The sequence below is a fragment of the Billgrantia pellis genome (assembly GCF_008297955.1).
Taxonomy (GTDB): Bacteria; Pseudomonadota; Gammaproteobacteria; order Pseudomonadales; family Halomonadaceae; genus Halomonas; species Halomonas pellis.
Map to the genome: position 1 here is coordinate 274,069 of NZ_VTPY01000002.1, position 17,252 is coordinate 291,320.

20 protein-coding genes are annotated in these 17,252 nt (G+C 62.5%); 4 read left to right on the forward strand and 16 right to left on the reverse strand.

The window, feature by feature from the left end; translation table 11 throughout:
- Position 1: 1 nt before the first annotated feature.
- Entirely contained in the window at positions 2-667 is a 666-nt protein-coding gene (locus F0A17_RS04755; protein WP_149327213.1) for a TetR/AcrR family transcriptional regulator, read from the reverse strand.
- 193 nt (positions 668-860) lie between these two features.
- Here F0A17_RS04755 and lexA point away from each other — a divergent pair, with 193 nt between their 5' ends.
- On the forward strand, positions 861-1,508 hold the full coding sequence (lexA, locus tag F0A17_RS04760; protein WP_149327214.1) for a transcriptional repressor LexA: 648 nt from the start codon (positions 861-863) through the stop codon (positions 1,506-1,508).
- A 48-nt stretch (positions 1,509-1,556) separates the two neighbouring features.
- Positions 1,557-2,708 carry a DNA polymerase IV gene (gene dinB, locus F0A17_RS04765; RefSeq protein WP_149327215.1) on the forward strand — a complete coding sequence of 384 codons (1,152 nt, stop codon included), beginning with the start codon at positions 1,557-1,559 and terminating at the stop codon, positions 2,706-2,708.
- On the opposite strand, the gene F0A17_RS04770 is transcribed toward dinB, so the two are convergent.
- On the reverse strand, positions 2,635-3,306 hold the full coding sequence (locus F0A17_RS04770) for an energy-coupling factor ABC transporter permease (RefSeq protein WP_149327216.1): 672 nt from the start codon (positions 3,304-3,306) through the stop codon (positions 2,635-2,637). The genes dinB and F0A17_RS04770 overlap by 74 nt on opposite strands.
- Positions 3,307-3,330: 24 nt before the next feature.
- Positions 3,331-4,185 carry a formyltetrahydrofolate deformylase gene (gene purU / locus F0A17_RS04775; RefSeq protein WP_149327426.1) on the reverse strand — a complete coding sequence of 285 codons (855 nt, stop codon included), beginning with the start codon at positions 4,183-4,185 and terminating at the stop codon, positions 3,331-3,333.
- Positions 4,186-4,427: 242 nt separating this feature from the next.
- On the opposite strand from purU, the gene F0A17_RS04780 reads away from it, so the two are divergent.
- On the forward strand, positions 4,428-6,011 hold the full coding sequence (locus F0A17_RS04780; RefSeq protein ID WP_149327427.1) for a ribonuclease J: 1,584 nt from the start codon (positions 4,428-4,430) through the stop codon (positions 6,009-6,011).
- Between the two features lie 106 nt (positions 6,012-6,117).
- Here the strand turns inward: F0A17_RS04780 and F0A17_RS04785 are convergent, their stop codons facing one another.
- From F0A17_RS04785 to mobA, 6 genes are all read right to left on the reverse strand, one after another.
- Positions 6,118-6,408 (reverse strand): H-NS family histone-like protein, encoded by a 291-nt coding sequence (locus F0A17_RS04785; protein ID WP_149327217.1) that lies wholly within the window; start codon positions 6,406-6,408, stop codon positions 6,118-6,120.
- A 149-nt stretch (positions 6,409-6,557) separates the two neighbouring features.
- Positions 6,558-7,550 (reverse strand): GTP 3',8-cyclase MoaA, encoded by a 993-nt coding sequence (moaA, locus tag F0A17_RS04790; RefSeq protein ID WP_149327428.1) that lies wholly within the window; start codon positions 7,548-7,550, stop codon positions 6,558-6,560.
- Positions 7,540-8,007, reverse strand: coding sequence for a molybdopterin synthase catalytic subunit MoaE (gene moaE, locus F0A17_RS04795; RefSeq protein ID WP_149327218.1), 468 nt, complete (start codon positions 8,005-8,007; stop codon positions 7,540-7,542). Before moaE ends, moaA begins: the two co-directional genes overlap by 11 nt.
- Positions 8,008-8,012: 5 nt before the next feature.
- On the reverse strand, positions 8,013-8,822 hold the full coding sequence (gene moaC / locus F0A17_RS04800) for a cyclic pyranopterin monophosphate synthase MoaC (RefSeq protein WP_149327219.1): 810 nt from the start codon (positions 8,820-8,822) through the stop codon (positions 8,013-8,015).
- Positions 8,823-8,954: 132 nt separating this feature from the next.
- Positions 8,955-9,554, reverse strand: coding sequence for a molybdopterin-guanine dinucleotide biosynthesis protein B (mobB, locus tag F0A17_RS04805; RefSeq protein ID WP_149327220.1), 600 nt, complete (start codon positions 9,552-9,554; stop codon positions 8,955-8,957).
- Positions 9,554-10,153: a molybdenum cofactor guanylyltransferase MobA gene (mobA, locus tag F0A17_RS04810; protein WP_149327221.1), complete on the reverse strand. Its 600-nt coding sequence runs from the start codon at positions 10,151-10,153 to the stop codon at positions 9,554-9,556. The genes mobB and mobA overlap by 1 nt, the downstream gene beginning before the upstream one ends.
- Before the next feature lie 152 nt (positions 10,154-10,305).
- Here mobA and F0A17_RS04815 point away from each other — a divergent pair, with 152 nt between their 5' ends.
- Entirely contained in the window at positions 10,306-10,887 is a 582-nt protein-coding gene (locus F0A17_RS04815) for a cupin domain-containing protein (RefSeq protein ID WP_149327222.1), read from the forward strand.
- 170 nt (positions 10,888-11,057) lie between these two features.
- Here F0A17_RS04815 and F0A17_RS04820 read toward each other — a convergent pair whose 3' ends face one another.
- The 7 genes from F0A17_RS04820 to F0A17_RS04850 all read right to left on the reverse strand — a co-directional run bounded on the left by F0A17_RS04820 (position 11,058) and on the right by F0A17_RS04850 (position 17,110).
- Positions 11,058-12,302 carry a uracil-xanthine permease family protein gene (locus F0A17_RS04820; protein WP_149327223.1) on the reverse strand — a complete coding sequence of 415 codons (1,245 nt, stop codon included), beginning with the start codon at positions 12,300-12,302 and terminating at the stop codon, positions 11,058-11,060.
- A 188-nt stretch (positions 12,303-12,490) separates the two neighbouring features.
- A complete protein-coding gene (gene upp, locus F0A17_RS04825) occupies positions 12,491-13,120 on the reverse strand; it encodes a uracil phosphoribosyltransferase (RefSeq protein WP_149327224.1) in 630 nt (209 codons plus the stop codon).
- A 114-nt stretch (positions 13,121-13,234) separates the two neighbouring features.
- Positions 13,235-13,924 (reverse strand): uracil-DNA glycosylase, encoded by a 690-nt coding sequence (gene ung / locus F0A17_RS04830; RefSeq protein WP_149327225.1) that lies wholly within the window; start codon positions 13,922-13,924, stop codon positions 13,235-13,237.
- A 3-nt stretch (positions 13,925-13,927) separates the two neighbouring features.
- Positions 13,928-14,407 carry a xanthine phosphoribosyltransferase gene (gpt, locus tag F0A17_RS04835; protein ID WP_149327226.1) on the reverse strand — a complete coding sequence of 160 codons (480 nt, stop codon included), beginning with the start codon at positions 14,405-14,407 and terminating at the stop codon, positions 13,928-13,930.
- Between the two features lie 7 nt (positions 14,408-14,414).
- Positions 14,415-14,960, reverse strand: a complete 546-nt coding sequence (locus tag F0A17_RS04840; protein WP_149327227.1) for an adenine phosphoribosyltransferase — start codon at positions 14,958-14,960, stop codon at positions 14,415-14,417.
- A 22-nt stretch (positions 14,961-14,982) separates the two neighbouring features.
- Positions 14,983-16,284 carry an NCS2 family permease gene (locus tag F0A17_RS04845; protein ID WP_149327228.1) on the reverse strand — a complete coding sequence of 434 codons (1,302 nt, stop codon included), beginning with the start codon at positions 16,282-16,284 and terminating at the stop codon, positions 14,983-14,985.
- A gap of 196 nt (positions 16,285-16,480) precedes the next feature.
- A complete protein-coding gene (locus tag F0A17_RS04850; RefSeq protein WP_149327229.1) occupies positions 16,481-17,110 on the reverse strand; it encodes a riboflavin synthase subunit alpha in 630 nt (209 codons plus the stop codon).
- Positions 17,111-17,252: the final 142 nt, after the last annotated feature.

Genomic DNA, 17,252 nt, shown 5'->3' on the forward strand with positions numbered 1-17,252 from the left:
CTCAGCTCGCCTTGGCTCGCGGCAGGGCGGGGGGAGGCAGCGGAGCGTTCAGGGCGGCCACCACGACCGGACGCAAGCGACGAATCAGGTCGCGTACCGAGACATGCTCCTGATAATCCTTTTCGGCGATGTCACGCAAGGCATCGAGCCCCGAGAGAGTGAAGATCACCGTCCCGAGAACGAAGTGCAGGCGCCAGAAACGCTCGGCGTCGGGCAACTCCGGTGTGGCGCGCCGTACCAGCTCGACGAAGCGGGTGAACACGCTGCCGTACTCCTCCTGAATGTACCGACGCAGATGCCCCTGGGCCTGGCTGTAGGCGAGTCCCAGCAGTTTCATGAACACCTTCAGGCTATGTTTCTCGGCGGGTACCTCGAGCACGGTCCTGGCCATTGTCTCCAGCAACTCCTCGAGAGGAATGACGCCGTCGTCATGGCGCGCCTCGAGTTCGTCGAGAGCGTGATGAAAGCGTACCGTGAAGGGATCGAGATAGCGGGCGAAGACCGCCTGGATCAGCGCTTTCTTCGAGCCGAAGTGGTAGTTCACCGCGGCGAGATTGACACGCGCCTTGCTGGTGATGGTGCGCAACGACGTCTCGGCGAAGCCGCGTTCGGCGAAAAGGACTTCGGCGGTATCAAGGATGCGCGTGACGGTATCGGTCTGAGCCATGGTCGTTCCGCTGGAAACAGTTGTTTTAAACATAAGGAAAGTCTACGCCATTCATCTTCTTCAAACAAACCGACGCTCGGGAGAGACGTTTAAAACGTGGATCGAATGATGGTTGAGAAGCAAGTCGCCTTTTTACTGGATAGACTTCCATGCTGTATACTTGCACAACAAGGCACGCCAACCGGAGGACGACATGACACGCCCCCTCACCTCGCGCCAGCAGAACGTATACGATTTCATCGTCAAGACGATGAACGATTTCGGCTATCCTCCGACCCGCGCTGAAATCGCCCGGGCCCTGGGCTTTCGCTCCCCCAATGCCGCCGAGGAGCATCTGCGCGCGCTGGAACGCAAGGGCGTGATCCGAGTGATTCGCGGTACCTCGCGCGGGATTCGTCTGCCGGCCCAGGAAAGCGAACCCGGCGATAGCGAAGCCGGCGCTGAAGGCCTGCCGATCATTGGCGAAGTCGCCGCCGGCAGCCCGATACTGGCTGCGGAGCACATCGACCGCTACTGCCCTCTCCCTCCGGAATTCTTCACCCCGCGCGCCGACTATCTGCTCAAGGTCCGCGGCCTGTCGATGAAGGACGCGGGCATTCTCGAGGGCGACCTGCTGGCCGTGCATCGCACCGAACGCGTTCGCGACGGTCAGATCGTCGTCGCCCGGCTCGAAGACGACGTTACGGTCAAGCGCTTCCGCCGCGATGGGCATCGGGTAACCCTGGAGGCCGAGAATTCCGATTTCGCCCCGATTGAAGTGGACTTGCGCCACCAACCGCTGGAGATCGAAGGCATCGGGGTGGGAGTCATACGCGGCGGCAACGGCCAAGCTCTGGGGTAAGAATTGGCCTTTGCTCGCGCAACTCCGCAAGCTTAGGTACTTCTCGTCATGGCTACGAGCCGCAAGATTCTGCATGCCGATTGCGACTGCTTCTACGCCGCGGTAGAAATGCGCGACAACCCTGCGTTGCGCGAGGTTCCGCTGGCGATCGGCGGCCGGGCCGAGGGGCGCGGGGTCATCTCCACTTGCAACTACCCGGCCCGCGCCTACGGTATCCACTCTGCCATGCCGACCGCGCGCGCACTGCGGCTGTGTCCCCATCTCACGTTGCTGCCTGGCGATTTCGACCGCTACCGCGAGGCCTCGCGACAACTACTGGCGATTTTTCAGGAACTTACGACGATCGTCGAGCCGCTGTCACTGGACGAAGCCTTTCTCGACGTTTCCGACGTGACGCGCTTTTCCGGCAGCGCGACCTGGATGGCGAGATGGCTCAAGGCGGAGTGCCTCAGACGTGTAGGCATTACCGTCTCGGTGGGAGCGGCCCCGACGAAATTCCTGGCCAAGATCGCCAGCGACTGGGAGAAACCCGACGGGCTCACCGTCATCGCCCCGACGCAGGTCGACGACTTCCTGCGCGAGCTGCCGGTCACCAAGCTCCACGGCGTCGGGCCGGCAACGGCGAAACGTCTTGAAGCGCTGGAAATAGCCACCTGCAGCGACCTGCAGCGCATTCCCATCGAGAGGTTGTTGCAGGAATTCGGCAAATTCGGGCGACGTTTGTTCGAGCTCGCTCGCGGCATCGACGACCGACCGGTGCGGGTGGAGCGCGAGCGCAAGTCGATCAGTGCGGAAGTCACTTTCGCCAGCGACCTTCAATCGCTGATCCAATGTCGCGCCGAGTTGGGGCCATTGTGCCAACGTCTGGAAGCGCGCATCGCCCGTCACGGCGAGCCGCCACTGGCCGGCGCTTTCGTCAAGGTACGCTTCGATGACTTCACTCTCACGACGCTCGACAGCCGCGGCGCCTCCCCCTCTCTCGACACCTACTTCTCGCTGCTGGAGCAGGCCTGGGCGCGACGTAAACGGCCGGTACGACTGCTCGGTGTGGGCGTCCGCCTGGTGTCGGAGGATGCGCGGCGCCAGCTCAGCCTGCCACTCGATGCCACCGCCGGGAACAGTGCCGCTACTTGGTATCGATGTAGCGATGCCGATCGAACGTCGCCACCCAATTGGGGTGATAGATCATCAGGCAACTGAGCAGCATGCCGGTGAGGAAGGCCTCGGAGGGCATCAGCAGGGGAAGGAACATCAGATACTCGCGAGCGAGTCGAACCGCTTCGGGATCGGTGGCCCCCAGCAGTACCAGCCCCATCCCCGCCAACCCGGTGCCCAGCGTGGCCAGGGCCGAACCGAAGAAACCGCATAGAAAGAGAAAGATCATGAGGTTATCTGGCAGATAGCGATCCACCAAACGCCAGCTGACTACCATGACGGTAACCGGGATCACTCCGGTAATGAGCGCATTGACACCCAGCAACGGCCAATCGACACGTCCGAACAGCACCAGTGAGACGTTGATCACCCAATTGGACACCAGCGCCAGCGGCGCCCTGAAGAGCAGCGTCAGCAGCGCGGTAAACATCAGATGCAGTGTCAGCCATTCCACCGATTGCGCTCTGAGCTGCCACAGCAGCATGGCCATGACGGTGGCCGCCAGCCAGCGATGCTGCAGGCCACGGTCGACCAGCAATTCGCGCCAAGGGCGCTGGAAGAGTGCCAGCACCAGCACGGCCAGCGAAATCAGCCCGCAGACAAACAGCAGCCAGGGCGCCAGGATCAGTTCGGAAAACGACATGGCCAGTGTTACCCCACACGCGCGTCAGGCGAATACCACCGTCTTGTTGCCGTGAATCAGCACCCGGTCCTCCAGATGCCAGCGTAGCCCGCGCGCAAGCACGGCCTTCTCCACGTCGCGACCGAAACGCACCAGATCCTCGGGCGTATGGCAATGGCTGACGCGATGGATATCCTGTTCGATGATCGGCCCGGCATCGAGTTCCTCGGTCACGTAGTGACATGTGGCTCCGATCAGTTTCACTCCACGGGCGTGTGCCTGATGGTAGGGGCGTGCCCCGGCAAACGAGGGCAGGAAACTGTGATGGATATTGATGACCCGCCCGGCGTAGCGCTGACACAAGCGTGGCGGCAAGATCTGCATGTAGCGGGCCAGCACCACGCAATCGGCCTGAAATGCCTCGACATGCCGCTCGACCTCTTCGAAAGCTGCGCTCTTGTCCTCGGTCGGCACCGGCACATGCCGATAAGGCAGTCCGTGCCACTCGACGAGGCCGCGCATGTCGTCGTGATTGGACACCACACCCACGATATCGCCGTCCAGTTCGCCCGCCGTCCAGCGATACAACAGATCCACCAGACAGTGCGATTCCCGCGAAACCATGACCACTACCCGAGGGCGTCTCCGGGTATCGCGCAACGCCCAGTCCATGTCGAACTCGCGCGCCACCGGTGCGAACGCTTGGTGCAACTCGGTGACGGTCATGCCGATCGAATCGGCGAGAATTTCGTAGCGCATGAAGAAGCGGCCCGCCTCCAGGTCGGAGTGCTGGCTGGCTTCGGTGATCGAGCCGCCGTGGCCGGCGATGAAGCCGGAGACGCGCGCCACGATTCCGCGACGGTCGGGACAGGAAACGACGAGACGATAGTAATGGGACATGGTGGCGATACGCTGCTTAACCGGAAAGGGCGAAGCGCGCATTGTAGCGAACTCGCGCCGCACGGGACACGTCCCAACGCGTAGCCACCGCGTTGCATTTGTGGAGGATCGCGGCGATCCCGTATAGTGAAATCACACTCTTCGGAACCGTTCTGCCGATGCCTTCGACCCGCGCTACCATCCGTCCCCGTCGCCGCATGCCGCTGCATTTTCTACCGTTGGGAGGCTGCGGCGAAATCGGCATGAATCTCGGGCTCTACGGCCACGAGGACGAATGGATCGCCGTCGACTGCGGCATGATGATTCGTCAGGACCTACCGGACAGTCCACTGCAAGTCCCCAGCCTCGAGACTCCCGAGGCCCTCGGCATTCGCCCCTCGGCTCTCTTCATCACGCATGGTCACGAAGATCATATCGGCGCAGCGGCATGGCTCTGGCCCAAGTGGCAGTGTCCCATCCACGCCACGCCACTGGCCGCCGGACTGCTGCGCACCAAGTTTCATGAACGCGGCCTGTCGATCGAAGCGATCCAGGTGATCGAACCGGGCGAAGCCGTGGAGAGCGGCAATTTTACCCTCCGCTACCTGCCGGTAACTCACTCGATTCCGGAGAGCTGCGCCTTGCTGATTGCCGTCGGCGATTATCGCGTGCTGCATACCGGTGACTGGAAGCTGGATCCGCAGCCGCTGATCGGCGCCCCCATCAAAGGGTCGCTGTTTCGCGCCCTCGCGCCGGTCGATCTCGTGGTGGGCGATTCCACGAATGCACCATTGCCCGGCCATTCACGCAGCGAAGGTGAAGTGGCGGAGGCATTGCGCCATCGCCTCGCGCAGTGCTCGGGTCGTGTCGTCGTCACTTGCTTCGCCAGCAACCTTGCCCGGGTACTGGCGGTGGCGCAGGCAGCGGAGCGTTGTGGACGGCGCGTCAGCCTGATGGGCCGGGCCATGGAGCGCATGGTGACCGTCGCGCGCGGCCTCGGCTATCTCGATGCCATGCCGCCCCTGGTCCCGGTAAGCGATCTCGGCTACCTGCCCCCCGACGAGGTGCTGGTGATCGCCACGGGTAGCCAAGGCGAACCGCGTGCCGCCCTGAGCCGGTTGGCCGCGGGTCGCCACCATAGCTTCGAGCTGGAACGGGGCGACACGGTGATTTTCTCGGCCAAGGCCATACCCGGCAATGAACCGCAGATCGAGCGACTCAAGCACGCCCTGGGACGGCTCGGCGTCACGCTCTGGGATGAATTCAATCATCCGGAGCTGCACGCTTCCGGCCATCCTGCCCAGGACGAACTGCGCACCTTCTATGGCTGGATCAAGCCACGACACTTGCTGCCGGTGCATGGCGAGCGCCAGCATCAACGAGCGCATCAACAGCTCGCGGAAGCGATGGGCATCCTGGCCCCGCTGGCACCGGTCAATGGCGATCTCGTACGTCTGGATGCCGAGGGGATCCGTCTGGAAACACGACATCCGCAGCGTCCCTGCATCGTCAGCCAAAATGCCGTTACCCCTCTGCCGGGCCTGGCAGCCGAGCGAGGCTCACCGCGACACGGCATTCTCCACCTCGCCCTGCCCGTTGCCTCGACCGGCGGCGGCTGGGCTCGCATCGGCCGTCTCATGCTGGATGCTCACCGTGTCAGCGCGCTGGATGAAGACGCCCTCGCCGATTGGCTGGATGAGCGATTGGAGGAACTCGACGCCACGACGTTGGCTGAACTTCGCACGGCGCTGCAGCCACTGTTGACCTCTTGGTTGGGCCAGCGTCTGCGACAACTTCCCGACGTACATCTTCAGCTTCTTGCCGTGGAGGCGCCGGCGTTTCGCTGATCGATCGCGAACGAGCTCGACATTCGAGCGTTGATGAGACGGGGGACGACACTCCCGCGTCGCCCCCGCTTACCTCGGGTCAAGCAGACGATTCTCGACCTGATCGTCAAGAACCGCTGGCATTCTTGGGCGGACGCCCGCGCCGTCGACGCGGCTGTTCCCCCACGAGATCTTCCACGGAGAGACCAGCATCATTCATGGCCTCGCGGATCTCAGCCAGTTTTCTTTCCTTGTCCGCTTCCTCCTGTTTGCGGAGCTTCTCTTCCTCTTTTTTCTGCTCGATCACCTCACCGATGACATCGGAGAGTTTATTCAGCTGCTCCATACTCAACTGTCGAGCTGCTGCACGAGCCACGTTCTTGTTTCGGGCGATACGCTCCAAGGTTTCGCTGGACATTGGCCTCCTCCATGCAAGAAAACGACGAGCAAGCCAAAAGGCTCACTCGTCGAAAGTATATGTCGAAATGGGGGGTTGGCAAGAGAATGACCCATTGCGCCTCGCGAAGTGAACGTGCCGCAGTCGTGGGAAAGACTGGCGACTGACCCTCATCCTCCGGTCATGTTCATGAAGCGTACTATCTGAACATCGCCGTCAGTAGTGAAGTGATGTCTTTCGGGCTTGAGCGGCAAAGCCTCGACAATGGCACGCTTGAGCGCCTCGAGATCCCCCGGATGTCGACGCACAACGGCGCGCAGATCAACTGAATGCTCGTTGCCCAGACAGAGCAGCAAACGTCCTTCCGCCGTGACCCGTACGCGATTGCAGCTGGCGCAGAAATTGTGGCTGTGCGGGGAAATGAAACCGATGCGGGATTCACTATCCACCATGCGGAAATAGCGCGAAGGGCCCAGTGTGGTCTCGGTGGTGGGAAGCAGCGTATGGCGCTGTTCGATGATGCCCTGGACATCGTCGCTCGAACAGAAGGTTTCATCCCGGCTATGATCCGACACGTCGCCCAATGGCATTTCTTCGATGAAACTCAGGTCGAATTTTTCAGCGCGCGCGAATTCGACGAGATCGAGCACTTCATCGTCGTTGTGCCCCTTGAGGATCACCGCGTTGAGCTTGATGCGCTCGAAGCCTGCCTCACGTGCGGCGCGTAATCCCTCCAGCACCCGACCAAGATCGCCGGTCCTGGTCAACTGCCGAAAACGCTGCGGATCGAGCGTATCGAGGCTGACGTTGAGCCGCTTCAAGCCGGCTTCGCGAAGACGGCGCGCGTGCTTGACCAGCCCCGCACCGTTGGTGGTCATGGCAAGATCCTGCAGGCCCGGCAACTCGGCAATCTGCTCGATCAACTGATCGATGTCGCGCCGTACCAGGGGCTCGCCTCCCGTCAGGCGTATCTTCTCCACTCCCATCTCGACGAATGCGCGAGCTATCATGCTGAGTTCTTCCAGCGTCAGTACCTGAGCCCGGGGCAGAAAAGTCATCTCTTCGCTCATGCAATAGACACAGCGAAAGTCGCAGCGGTCGGTCACGGAGATGCGCACATAGCGAACCCGCCTGCCGAAGTCGTCGATCAATTCATGAGGCATTGTCATTGTCACTCTCCCAGCGGCCGGCATCCCGATGATCCGACTCGCGCTCGGCAACCCAGTAATCGCCGGTAATGCTGTGCTCTTTTTTCCAGAAAGGCGCGCGAGTCTTGAGATAGTCCATGATGAAGTCGCAGGCCTCGAAGGCCGGCCGACGGTGTGCACTGGCCACCACTACCAATACGATAGGGTCTCCCGGTGCCAGGCGTCCAACCCGATGGATCACGCATACGCCCTGCAGCGGCCAGCGTGCCTCGGCCTCGCTCACGATCTCGCCCAGCGCGGCCTCCGTCATGCCGGGGTAATGCTCGAGACTCAGTGCAGTCACATCGGGGCGCTCGTTGAAATCACGCACCAGGCCGGTGAAGCTGACCACGGCGCCGATATCCGTGCGCCCCGCCAACAGGTAACGCTGCTCTTCGCCTGCATCGAAGGGGGCCTGCTGTACACGAATCATTCCGTTCAGCCTCCCGTCACCGGAGGGAAGAAGGCGACCTCGTCATCGTGGGTGATCGGGGTCGGATCGAGTGCCATCACCTGGTTGACAGCGCACAGTACCCGCCCCTCGGTAAGCCTCGCGAAGCGCGCGTCACGCTTGACCAGCGCTGCCTTGAGGCCACCGACATCGGCACTCGGCAGGCTATCGAGCGGCAAGGAAAGCTCGCTGATGCCCAGCCGTTCGCGCAATTCGGCGAGAAATTTCACCCGCACGCAAGCCGAGTCGATATCGCAGCGCGCGCCCACTGACACTTGGCCCGCCATCCCTTCACCCGTCACGATGGGCGTCGATGAGGTAGGCGCCTGTCGCTGGTAATTGCCGGATTTGCCACCGTGCTTGGTATCGAGATGGATGGCGCCGATTTCCATGTCCTTGTCGACTGCCTTGCACATGTCATAAAGCGTCAGGCAGGCCACGGACACCGCCGTCAATGCCTCCATTTCCACACCGGTACGTCCGTTGAGGCGACAACTGGCAAACACCTCGACGCGTGAATTCTCCTCGTCCAAGCGAAAATCGACCGCCACTTTCGACAGGGCCAGCGCGTGGCACAGGGGAATCAATTCATGGGTACGCTTGGCGGCTTGTATGCCGGCGATGCGTGCCGTCGCCAGCACATCGCCCTTGGGCAATCCCCCTTCGCTGAGCAGCGCAAGGGTGTCGGGTTTCATCCGAATGTAGCCGGAGGCGCTGGCTTCGCGTCGGCTCTCGGGCTTGTCGGCGACGTCCACCATATGGGCCTCGCCGCGCTGATTGAGATGGGTCAGGGTCATGAAAGAAAGCCTCGGATACTTCCTACAAGCGATTGAACTGGCGCGTATCGGCGCCCGCGGCGACGATCCCGACAAGACGATTGGCGACACTCACCGAGGATGCCCCTCCGACATGACCGCCGCAGAACGAGCTCATGAGCGACGAACCTCGCGCGGTGCCTGCTCGCGTGGCCAGCGTGCCGGCCAGGCCGCGATCCAATCGGCGATGCCCTCCACGTCATCGAGGTCGAGCGAGTCAACACCGGCTGGCAGGCATACCGGGCCGGCGCTGGCCACCGCCTTGACCCAGGGGTCCTCGGCCACGCGCAGCGGCTTGCCGACCGCATCGCGGTAGAGTTCAAGCTTCGGCAGCGGCCAGGCCTTGAACCCCTCGACCAGTACCAGGTCGGGACGCTGTCCGCGTATCGTCTCGATCAATTGTGTCAGGTCCGCTTCCTGTTGGTCGGGTGTCTCCATCATCATCGCCCAGCGAACGCGCGAAGCCACCAGCATCGGCGCGGCCCCGGCCTGGCGCAGACGATGACTGTCCTTGCCGGGCTGATCGACGTCGAACCCATGATGCGCATGCTTGATCACCGCGGTACGCAACCCGCGCGCCGCCAGCTGCGGCAGCAGCCGCTCGAGCAGCGTCGTCTTCCCGGTGCCGCTCCACGCCGCGAGGCCTAGCAGCGGCAGGGCGTCGTCGAAACGCAGCGGAGCGGTTGGCAATGGGGCGGTTGGCGGATAGGCCATCAGGGTCGCTTCTCCTCATGCAGATGCGCTTCCAGGCGCCGCTTGTCATCCTCGGTGTTCAGGTTGGCGAAGGCCTCGCGAGACTCGCTGAAGTCCACCGGCACCCAGGCATGTCCGGCATACCAACGGCCAACCTTGCGCTCTCCCGATGACAGCGCGGCCCGCAGAGCGTTGGCCAGATTCGTGCGCAACAAGGCCACCACGGGGTGCAGACGCTCGCCATCATGTACCACGGCGATGTCGTGTTCGCCGACGCCTGCCGCTAACCGGACCAGCAGATTGTCCGGCAGCGCCGGCATATCGCAGGGCACTACCAGCAGCCAGGGCGTGGTCGCCGCACGCAAGCCAGTGTAGATGCCCATCAAGGGTCCCTGAAAACCCGACTCGGGATCACTGACGATCCGATCGGCATAAGTGCGGTAGGTTTCGAGGTTGCGATTGGCACTGATTAGTACCTCGGCCACCTGGCCAACCAGGCGCGCGTATACGTGGTCCACCAGGGGGCGCCCGGCGAAGCACTCGAGTCCCTTGTCGCGGCCACCCATGCGGCGACCCTGCCCGCCGGCGAGGATCAGGCCGGTGACATCGATGTCTCTCATGCTTCCCATGATGCCTGAGGCGACGGCCGCATGCCACGGCGGGCTACGCAAGCCGCGCCGCGCCATGACCCGGGTCACCTTACGCTTATACCGGGCGACGACAGCAGGTATGATGCGTCAAACAAATTGAACGGCCCCTCGGGATTTGGATAATGGAAGGATTTGACGTAGGCGCCCGCCTGCGCGAGCTGCGCAAGGGTCGGAAGCTATCCCAGCGCGAGCTGGCCAAGCGCGCCGGCGTGACCAACAGCACCATCTCGCTGATCGAACAGAATAGTGTCAGCCCTTCGGTGAGCTCGCTGAAGAAAATCCTCGATGCGCTGCCCGTCTCGATCAGCGCTTTCTTCGCCGGCGATGAGCCCGCGCCACCGCGCGCCTTCTATCCTGCCGACGAGCTCACCGAGATCGGCGACGGTCACCTCTCCTGGCGGCTGGTGGCGGCACGGCGACCCGATCGCAGCATGTCGATCATTCACGAACGCTATCCGCCCGGCGCCGATACCGGCGAAGAGATGCTCGAGCACGAAGGCGAGGAAGGAGGCGTCGTGATCTCTGGCGAAATCGAGATCACCGTTGCCGGCGAAGCGAAGATTCTACGCGCCGGCGATGCTTACTACTTCGATTCACGCCTGCCTCATCGTTTTCGCAACGTGGGAGACGCGGAGTGCGTCATCGTCAGCGCCAACTCTCCGCCGACCTTCGCTGAGGGCGGCAGGGAGCTGCACCATGCCTAGCTTCGTCCGCAAACTGGCTGCACTTGGCCATACTGCGTTAAAACCAGTTCAACGACTCATTTATACCGCGTAAACGCCGTTTTTTGGACTCGCGACATCCCTGTCGCTCGTTCTTCGAGCAGCGGAGCTTCCTAGCGCTGGCCTTCGCTCGCCGACTTTTCCAACGAAGCTCAGCTCTCCTCTTCGGCACCGGGCAGCACCCAATTGAGAACGATGCCGACCAGTGCGGCGAGACTCACTCCCTGCAGAGTGAACTGGCCGCCGCCGAACTGCATCCCGCCGATACCGAACACCAGGATCAGCGACACCACCACCAGATTGCGCGGTGCCGTCAGGGGCTGACCGGCTCGCACCAAGGTATTCATGCCCACCACGGCGATGGAACCGAACAGCAGCGTCATGATGCCGCCCATCACGGGACCGGGAATGGTTTGCAGCAACGCACCCAGCTTGGCGACGAAAGCCAGCGCGATGGCGAAGCAGGCCGCCACCACCATGATGCGCGGATCGAAGGCACGAGTCAGGGTCACCGCCCCGGTGACTTCCGAATACGTGGTATTGGGCGGTCCGCCGAACAGCGCCGCGGCGGAAGTCGCCAACCCATCGCCCAGTAGGGTGCGATGAAGGCCGGGCTTCTCCAGATAGTTCTTCCGCGTGACGGAACCGATCGCCACCATGTCGCCGATGTGCTCCACCGCCGGGGCGATGGCGACGGGGATCATGAACAGGATCGCCGCCCAGTGGAAGCTCGGCGCAGTGAAGCCCGGGATCGACAGCCAGGCTGCCTCGCGCACCGGCGTGAAGTCCACCAGCCCCATCAGCAAGGCCATGGCATAGCCGAAGAAAATGCCTCCCATGATCGGCACCAGCCGCAGCAAACCGCGACCGAACACCGCCAGCACCAGCGTGACCAGCAGGCTGGCCATGGAGAGCAGGATGGCCTGGCCATAGCCGATGTGATCGCTGGTCTCTCCGGTGGCCATGCTGACCGCCACCGGCGCCAGGGCCAGGCCTATCACCATGATCACCGGCCCCACCACCACCGGCGGCAGCAGGCGATGCAGCCAGACGGTGCCCTTGAGACGTACCGCCTGCGAGATTGCCACGTAGACCAGGCCCGCCACCAACAGCCCGCCCAGCGTGGCCGGCACGCCGAAATTGGCTATCGACCCCTGAATCGGCGCAATGAAAGCGAACGACGAAGCCAGAAAGACCGGCACGGTCACCTTGGTCACACCATGGAACACCAACGTACCGACACCCGCGGTAAACAGCGCCACGCTGGGGTCGAGCCCAGTCAGCAACGGCACCAGCACCAACGCACCGAAAGCGACGAAGAGCATCTGCGCCCCGGTCAGCAGGGTTCTGGGCAAGGAATGGGTGGGCGTCTGTGCAGCCGCCGCTTGTTCGTTCATGGGTCGGTTTCCTTCTTGTGGTATCGTTTGTCGAATCGAAGGCATCCTGCCCAGAAAAACGCCTCTGGATCGCAATCACAGAGGCAGCATTCTTGCTATATGTGTATCGGGCAATAAACTCGGTGAGCGACGGTCAGGCAACCCGCTTGATGACACGCCATGGCCGAGCGCCGCCAGCTTAATGGATATCAGCGAGTGCCGAAAATCTTGTCTCCCGCGTCACCAAGTCCCGGCACGATATAACCGTTCTCATCGAGATGATCGTCCACGGCCGCGGTATAGATCTCGATATCGGGGTAGGCCTCCTGCACCCGCTTGATGCCCTCGGGTGCCGCGACCAGCACGATCACTTTCATCTGCTGGCAGCCACGCTCGCGCAACATGTCCAGGGTTGCCACCATCGTGCCTCCGGTCGCCAGCATCGGATCGATGACGATCGCCATGCGTTCGTCCAGGTCACCGGCGAACTTGGCGAAGTACGGCACCGGCTCGAGGGTCTCCTCGTCGCGATAAAGCCCCACGACACTGATCCGAGCGCTGGGAATCAGATCGGTGACACCGTCAAGCATGCCGAGCCCGGCGCGCAGAATCGGCACGATGGTAACCTTCTTGCCCTTTAGCAATTGCACCGGAATCGGCTGGCCGCTCCAGCCATCGATAGCCTGCGCCTCGAGCTCGAGGTCCTTGGTTGCCTCGTAGGTGAGCAGCTTGGCCAGCTCACCGGCCAGCTCACGAAAGCTTTTGGTGCTGATGCCGGCTTCGCGCATCAGACCCAGCTTGTGCTGGACCAGCGGATGTTGAATGGCATGGACGCTCATGACGGACCTCTCCGGCGTGGGGTGGGAAGCGACGACTGTCGTCGCGTGGGCGAATCGCGCGCTATTCTACCTGCATCGCGCAGACAGGTTAAGGCGCGCACCCTGCGCCCTCCCTTACTCTCCGGCCGATTCAGGCAGCTGCCAGTCGATCGGCTCGCGGCCGTTCCGCTCGAGAAACACATTGGCACGCGAGAAGTGATGATTGCCAAAGAATCCACGATGCGCCGACAGCGGTGACGGATGCGGTGACTCCAGCACCAAGTGGCGCGAGGTATCGATCAGCGCCTTCTTCTGGCGGGCAGGGCTGCCCCAGAGCAGGAATACCGATGGCGCACCATGGGCGCTGACGGTTTCGATGGCACGGTCGGTGAAGCGCTCCCAACCCTTGCCACGATGCGAGCCGGCATTGCCCTGCTCCACCGTCAACGAGGCGTTGAGCAACAGCACGCCCTGACGTGCCCAATGCTCCAGATTACCGTGCGCTACCGGACGAAAACCGACGTCGTCGGCCAGTTCCTTGTAGATGTTGACCAGCGAAGGCGGCACCCTTATGCCCGGACGTACCGAGAAGCAGAGGCCATGGGCCTGGTTGGGCCCGTGGTAGGGATCCTGACCGAGAATCACTACTTTGACCCGCTCCAGCGGCGTCAGCTCGAAGGCCCGGAACCAATTCGTCGAATGCGGATAGATCACCTTCCTGGCCGCCTTCTCGGAAGCCAGGAAGTCACGCAGCGACTGCATATAGGGAGCATCGAATTCGCCCCCCAACCAACGCCACCAGCTTTCGGGTAACGGATAGCCCATGTCTCAACGCTTCACTTGATCCACCAGGGGCTCGACGTAGGCGATGCCCATGTCCCAGGGAAATTGGATCCAGCAATCCTGAGCCACTTCGGTCAGGTACTGATCCACCAGCGGGCGGCCTTCCGGCTTGGCGTAGACGGTGACGAAATGTGCCTTGGGCAGCATCTCGCGAACCTTGCGCGCCGTCTTGCCGGTATCGACCAGATCGTCCACCAGCAGCCAGCCCTCGCCATCATGCTCGACGCTCTTGAGCACGTTGAGGCCACCCTGGTCCATGCGCTCGTAGCTGCTGATGCAGATCGTATCGATCAGCCTTACGTTGAGTTCGCGTGCGATCAGCGCGGCGGGGATCAACCCTCCCCGGGTAATCGCCACGATACCCTGGAAATCGCGTTCGACCAGACGATGGCACAGCTCACGAACATCGCGATGCAACTGATCCCAGGAGACGGTGAAATGCTGATGGTAACGGCTATCGGTCATGGTCGTCTCACTCGTCCTCATTGAAGGAACAGACCGCAAAGACACCGAAACCGGCCTCGCGAATCCGGCTGGACCCGCCGATTTCCGGCAGGTCGATAATGGTGGCGGTTTCCACCACCTGACCGCCGGTGCGGGTGATGAGCTTGGCGGCCGCCAGCATGGTGCCACCGGTAGCGATCAGGTCGTCCATGATCAGGATGCGGTCCCCCCGGCGGAATGCATCGGAATGCAACTCCACCTCGGCCTGACCGTACTCCAGCGTGTAGGTCTCGCTGACGGTACGAAACGGCAGCTTGCCCTTCTTGCGCACCGGCACGAAGCTGCAGCCCAGTTCGTAGGCCACCGGCGCGCCGATAATGAACCCCCGGGCATCGATTGCGGCGATGGCGTCGAGCTCCATCTCCTGATAGCGATGCACGAAGCTGTCGATCAGCTTGCGAAAGGCCGAGCTGTTCTGTAGCAGCGGCGTGATGTCGCGAAAATTGACCCCTGGCTGGGGCCAATCGGGGACGGTTCGGATCACGGACTTGATGTAGTCGCCGTAGATGCTCATCGCAGGTCTCGGTGAGTGTATGTCAATCGAGGAACAGGAACTTCAGCACGAACAGGATCGCCAGCACGACCACGGCCGGGTTGAGGTCCCGAAAACGCCCCGACAGTGCCTTAATCGCAGCGTAGCTGATGAAGCCCAGCGCTATGCCCTCGGCGATCGAGAAGGTCAGCGGCATGGCCAGCGCGGCGATCAGCACCGGGGCGGCGTCGGTAGGGTCGTCCCAGTTGGCATGGGCCAGGCTGCCGGCCATCAGCACCGCCACGTAAAGCAGCGCGCCGGCGGTGGCGTAGGCCGGGATCGAACCCGCCAGTGGGGCGAAGAAAAGGCTGACCAGGAACAAGAGGGCGACCACCACGGCGGTGAGACCGGTGCGCCCACCCGACGCGATGCCCGCAGTGGACTCGATGTAACTGGTGGTGGTCGAGGTACCCAGCACCGCGCCGGCCATGGAGGCGCCGCTGTCGGCCATCATGGCACGCCCCAGGCGCGGCAGCTTGCCATCCTTGTCGAGCAGTCCTCCCTTGTGCGCCACGCCAACCAGAGTGCCGGAAGTGTCGAACAGATCGACGAACAGGAAAGCGAAGATCACGCTTATCATGGCCACATCGATCGCTCCCGCCAGATCCATGGCCATGAACGTCGGCGCGATGGAGGGCGGCATGGACATCAGCCCACCGTATTCATTATGGCCGAGCAGCATCGCCACCACGGTGACGCCAATGATCCCGATCATCACCGCACCGGTAACGTTCAGGTAGGCCATGGCGGTAATCGCAAAGAAACCCAGCAGAGCATAAATCGCGGCTGGCTCGGAAAGATCGCCCAGCGCCACGTAGGTCGCCGGGTTGGCGACCACGATGCCGGCATTCTTCAGCGCGATCATGGCCAGGAACAGGCCAATGCCGGCGGCAATGCCGAGTCGCAGGGAGAGCGGAATGGAGTGGATGATCCACTCGCGAACCTTGAAGATGCTGAGCAAAAAGAAAGTGAAACCGGAGAGGAACACTGCCCCCAGCGCCGCTTCCCAGGTATAGCCCATGCCGAGCACGACACCGTAGGTAAAGAAGGCGTTGAGCCCCATGCCGGGTGCCTGGGCGATCGGATAGTTGGCCCACAAGCCCATGATCAGACAACCCACCGCTGCGGCCAGACAGGTGGCGACGAAGACCGCGCCGTAGTCCATGCCCGCCTCGGAAAGAATACTGGGGTTGACGAAGATGATGTAGGCCATGGTCAGGAAGGTGGTGACCCCGGCAATGACCTCGGTCTTCACGCTGGTATTGTGTTCTTTCAGCTTGAAGTGGTTGTCGAGCAAGTTCTTCATATTGGCGTTCCTGCGCACAAGGACTGGTGTTCGACCAGAGGGCGAGAAAAGCCGCACATGGTACCCAAAGGCGACTGACGATGCGAGGCCGACCCGGGGCATGTGCGGCACGGTTCGCTCTGTATAAGCAAACTCTGCGCCATACGCCAGCGCACTGACCAACGCAGGCTTGACGAAACGCTCCTATCAGCCGCGATCAGACCCCACGGGCCGCCAACACGCGCTCGACGGTCTCGACGATGGCTTGGGTCTGGGGATCGACCTCGATATTGACACGATCGCCAGGCACACGATCGACCAGAATGGTTCGCGCCAGCGTCTCGGGTATGAGGTCGACGCAGAAGCGGGGCCCGTGCCCGGCGCCGGCAGGCCGCACCGCTCCGATGGTCAGGCTGATGCCGTCGACGCCGATATACCCCTTGTCGAACAAGAAGCGCCCCAGTGCCGGGGGCACCTCGAACCACAGCCGGCGGTTGTTGGGTGTCTGGTCGAGCTCGACCAGTTCGGCCAGTGCCATGACATGGCCCGACATGGCGTGCCCACCGATCTCGTCGCCGACGCGCGCCGCCCGCTCGATATTGACGCGGTCGCCCACACGCAGTGCACCGAGATTGGTCACGCGCAGGGTCTCGCGCATCAGATCGAAGCTGATGCGGTCGCCGTCGATCGCCGTCACGGTCAGGCAGACGCCGTTATGAGCAACGGAAGCCCCGAGCTCGAGCCTTTCGCAAAGCGCTTCCGGCAGCTGCACCACGTGCGTGCGGAACGCCTCGGACTCCTGAATGGCGACGACTTCCGCCGTCCCCTGAACGATGCCTGTGAACATGAACTCTCCTCGCGCGGCTCCCGGCGACGGCGGACAAATGACAAGGCTCGCCAGTGTAAGAATTCACGGGCGCAACGTCCATCGGCACGGTTGCCCGCAACGGGGCGTTCAGCAGAACGAAGACATGCCAAAGGCGACGGGA

What these genes read in the sequence shown, in the direction of transcription:
- mobA (WP_149327221.1), bottom strand. Translation starts at nt 10,153, where the DNA reads ATGAGAGACATCGATGTCACCGGCCTGATCCTCGCCGGCGGGCAGGGT.
- upp (WP_149327224.1), bottom strand. Translation starts at nt 13,120, where the DNA reads ATGAGCGTCCATGCCATTCAACATCCGCTGGTCCAGCACAAGCTGGGT.
- purU (WP_149327426.1), bottom strand. Translation starts at nt 4,185, where the DNA reads ATGTCCCATTACTATCGTCTCGTCGTTTCCTGTCCCGACCGTCGCGGA.
- moaC (WP_149327219.1), bottom strand. Translation starts at nt 8,822, where the DNA reads ATGACCCTGACCCATCTCAATCAGCGCGGCGAGGCCCATATGGTGGAC.
- F0A17_RS04780 (WP_149327427.1), top strand. Translation starts at nt 4,428, where the DNA reads ATGAATCTCGGGCTCTACGGCCACGAGGACGAATGGATCGCCGTCGAC.
- F0A17_RS04820 (WP_149327223.1), bottom strand. Translation starts at nt 12,302, where the DNA reads ATGAACGAACAAGCGGCGGCTGCACAGACGCCCACCCATTCCTTGCCC.
- F0A17_RS04785 (WP_149327217.1), bottom strand. Translation starts at nt 6,408, where the DNA reads ATGTCCAGCGAAACCTTGGAGCGTATCGCCCGAAACAAGAACGTGGCT.
- ung (WP_149327225.1), bottom strand. Translation starts at nt 13,924, where the DNA reads ATGGGCTATCCGTTACCCGAAAGCTGGTGGCGTTGGTTGGGGGGCGAA.
- F0A17_RS04845 (WP_149327228.1), bottom strand. Translation starts at nt 16,284, where the DNA reads ATGAAGAACTTGCTCGACAACCACTTCAAGCTGAAAGAACACAATACC.
- moaA (WP_149327428.1), bottom strand. Translation starts at nt 7,550, where the DNA reads ATGCCTCATGAATTGATCGACGACTTCGGCAGGCGGGTTCGCTATGTG.
- F0A17_RS04850 (WP_149327229.1), bottom strand. Translation starts at nt 17,110, where the DNA reads ATGTTCACAGGCATCGTTCAGGGGACGGCGGAAGTCGTCGCCATTCAG.
- moaE (WP_149327218.1), bottom strand. Translation starts at nt 8,007, where the DNA reads ATGATTCGTGTACAGCAGGCCCCCTTCGATGCAGGCGAAGAGCAGCGT.
- dinB (WP_149327215.1), top strand. Translation starts at nt 1,557, where the DNA reads ATGGCTACGAGCCGCAAGATTCTGCATGCCGATTGCGACTGCTTCTAC.
- F0A17_RS04815 (WP_149327222.1), top strand. Translation starts at nt 10,306, where the DNA reads ATGGAAGGATTTGACGTAGGCGCCCGCCTGCGCGAGCTGCGCAAGGGT.
- lexA (WP_149327214.1), top strand. Translation starts at nt 861, where the DNA reads ATGACACGCCCCCTCACCTCGCGCCAGCAGAACGTATACGATTTCATC.
- F0A17_RS04755 (WP_149327213.1), bottom strand. Translation starts at nt 667, where the DNA reads ATGGCTCAGACCGATACCGTCACGCGCATCCTTGATACCGCCGAAGTC.
- gpt (WP_149327226.1), bottom strand. Translation starts at nt 14,407, where the DNA reads ATGACCGATAGCCGTTACCATCAGCATTTCACCGTCTCCTGGGATCAG.
- F0A17_RS04840 (WP_149327227.1), bottom strand. Translation starts at nt 14,960, where the DNA reads ATGAGCATCTACGGCGACTACATCAAGTCCGTGATCCGAACCGTCCCC.
- mobB (WP_149327220.1), bottom strand. Translation starts at nt 9,554, where the DNA reads ATGGCCTATCCGCCAACCGCCCCATTGCCAACCGCTCCGCTGCGTTTC.
- F0A17_RS04770 (WP_149327216.1), bottom strand. Translation starts at nt 3,306, where the DNA reads ATGTCGTTTTCCGAACTGATCCTGGCGCCCTGGCTGCTGTTTGTCTGC.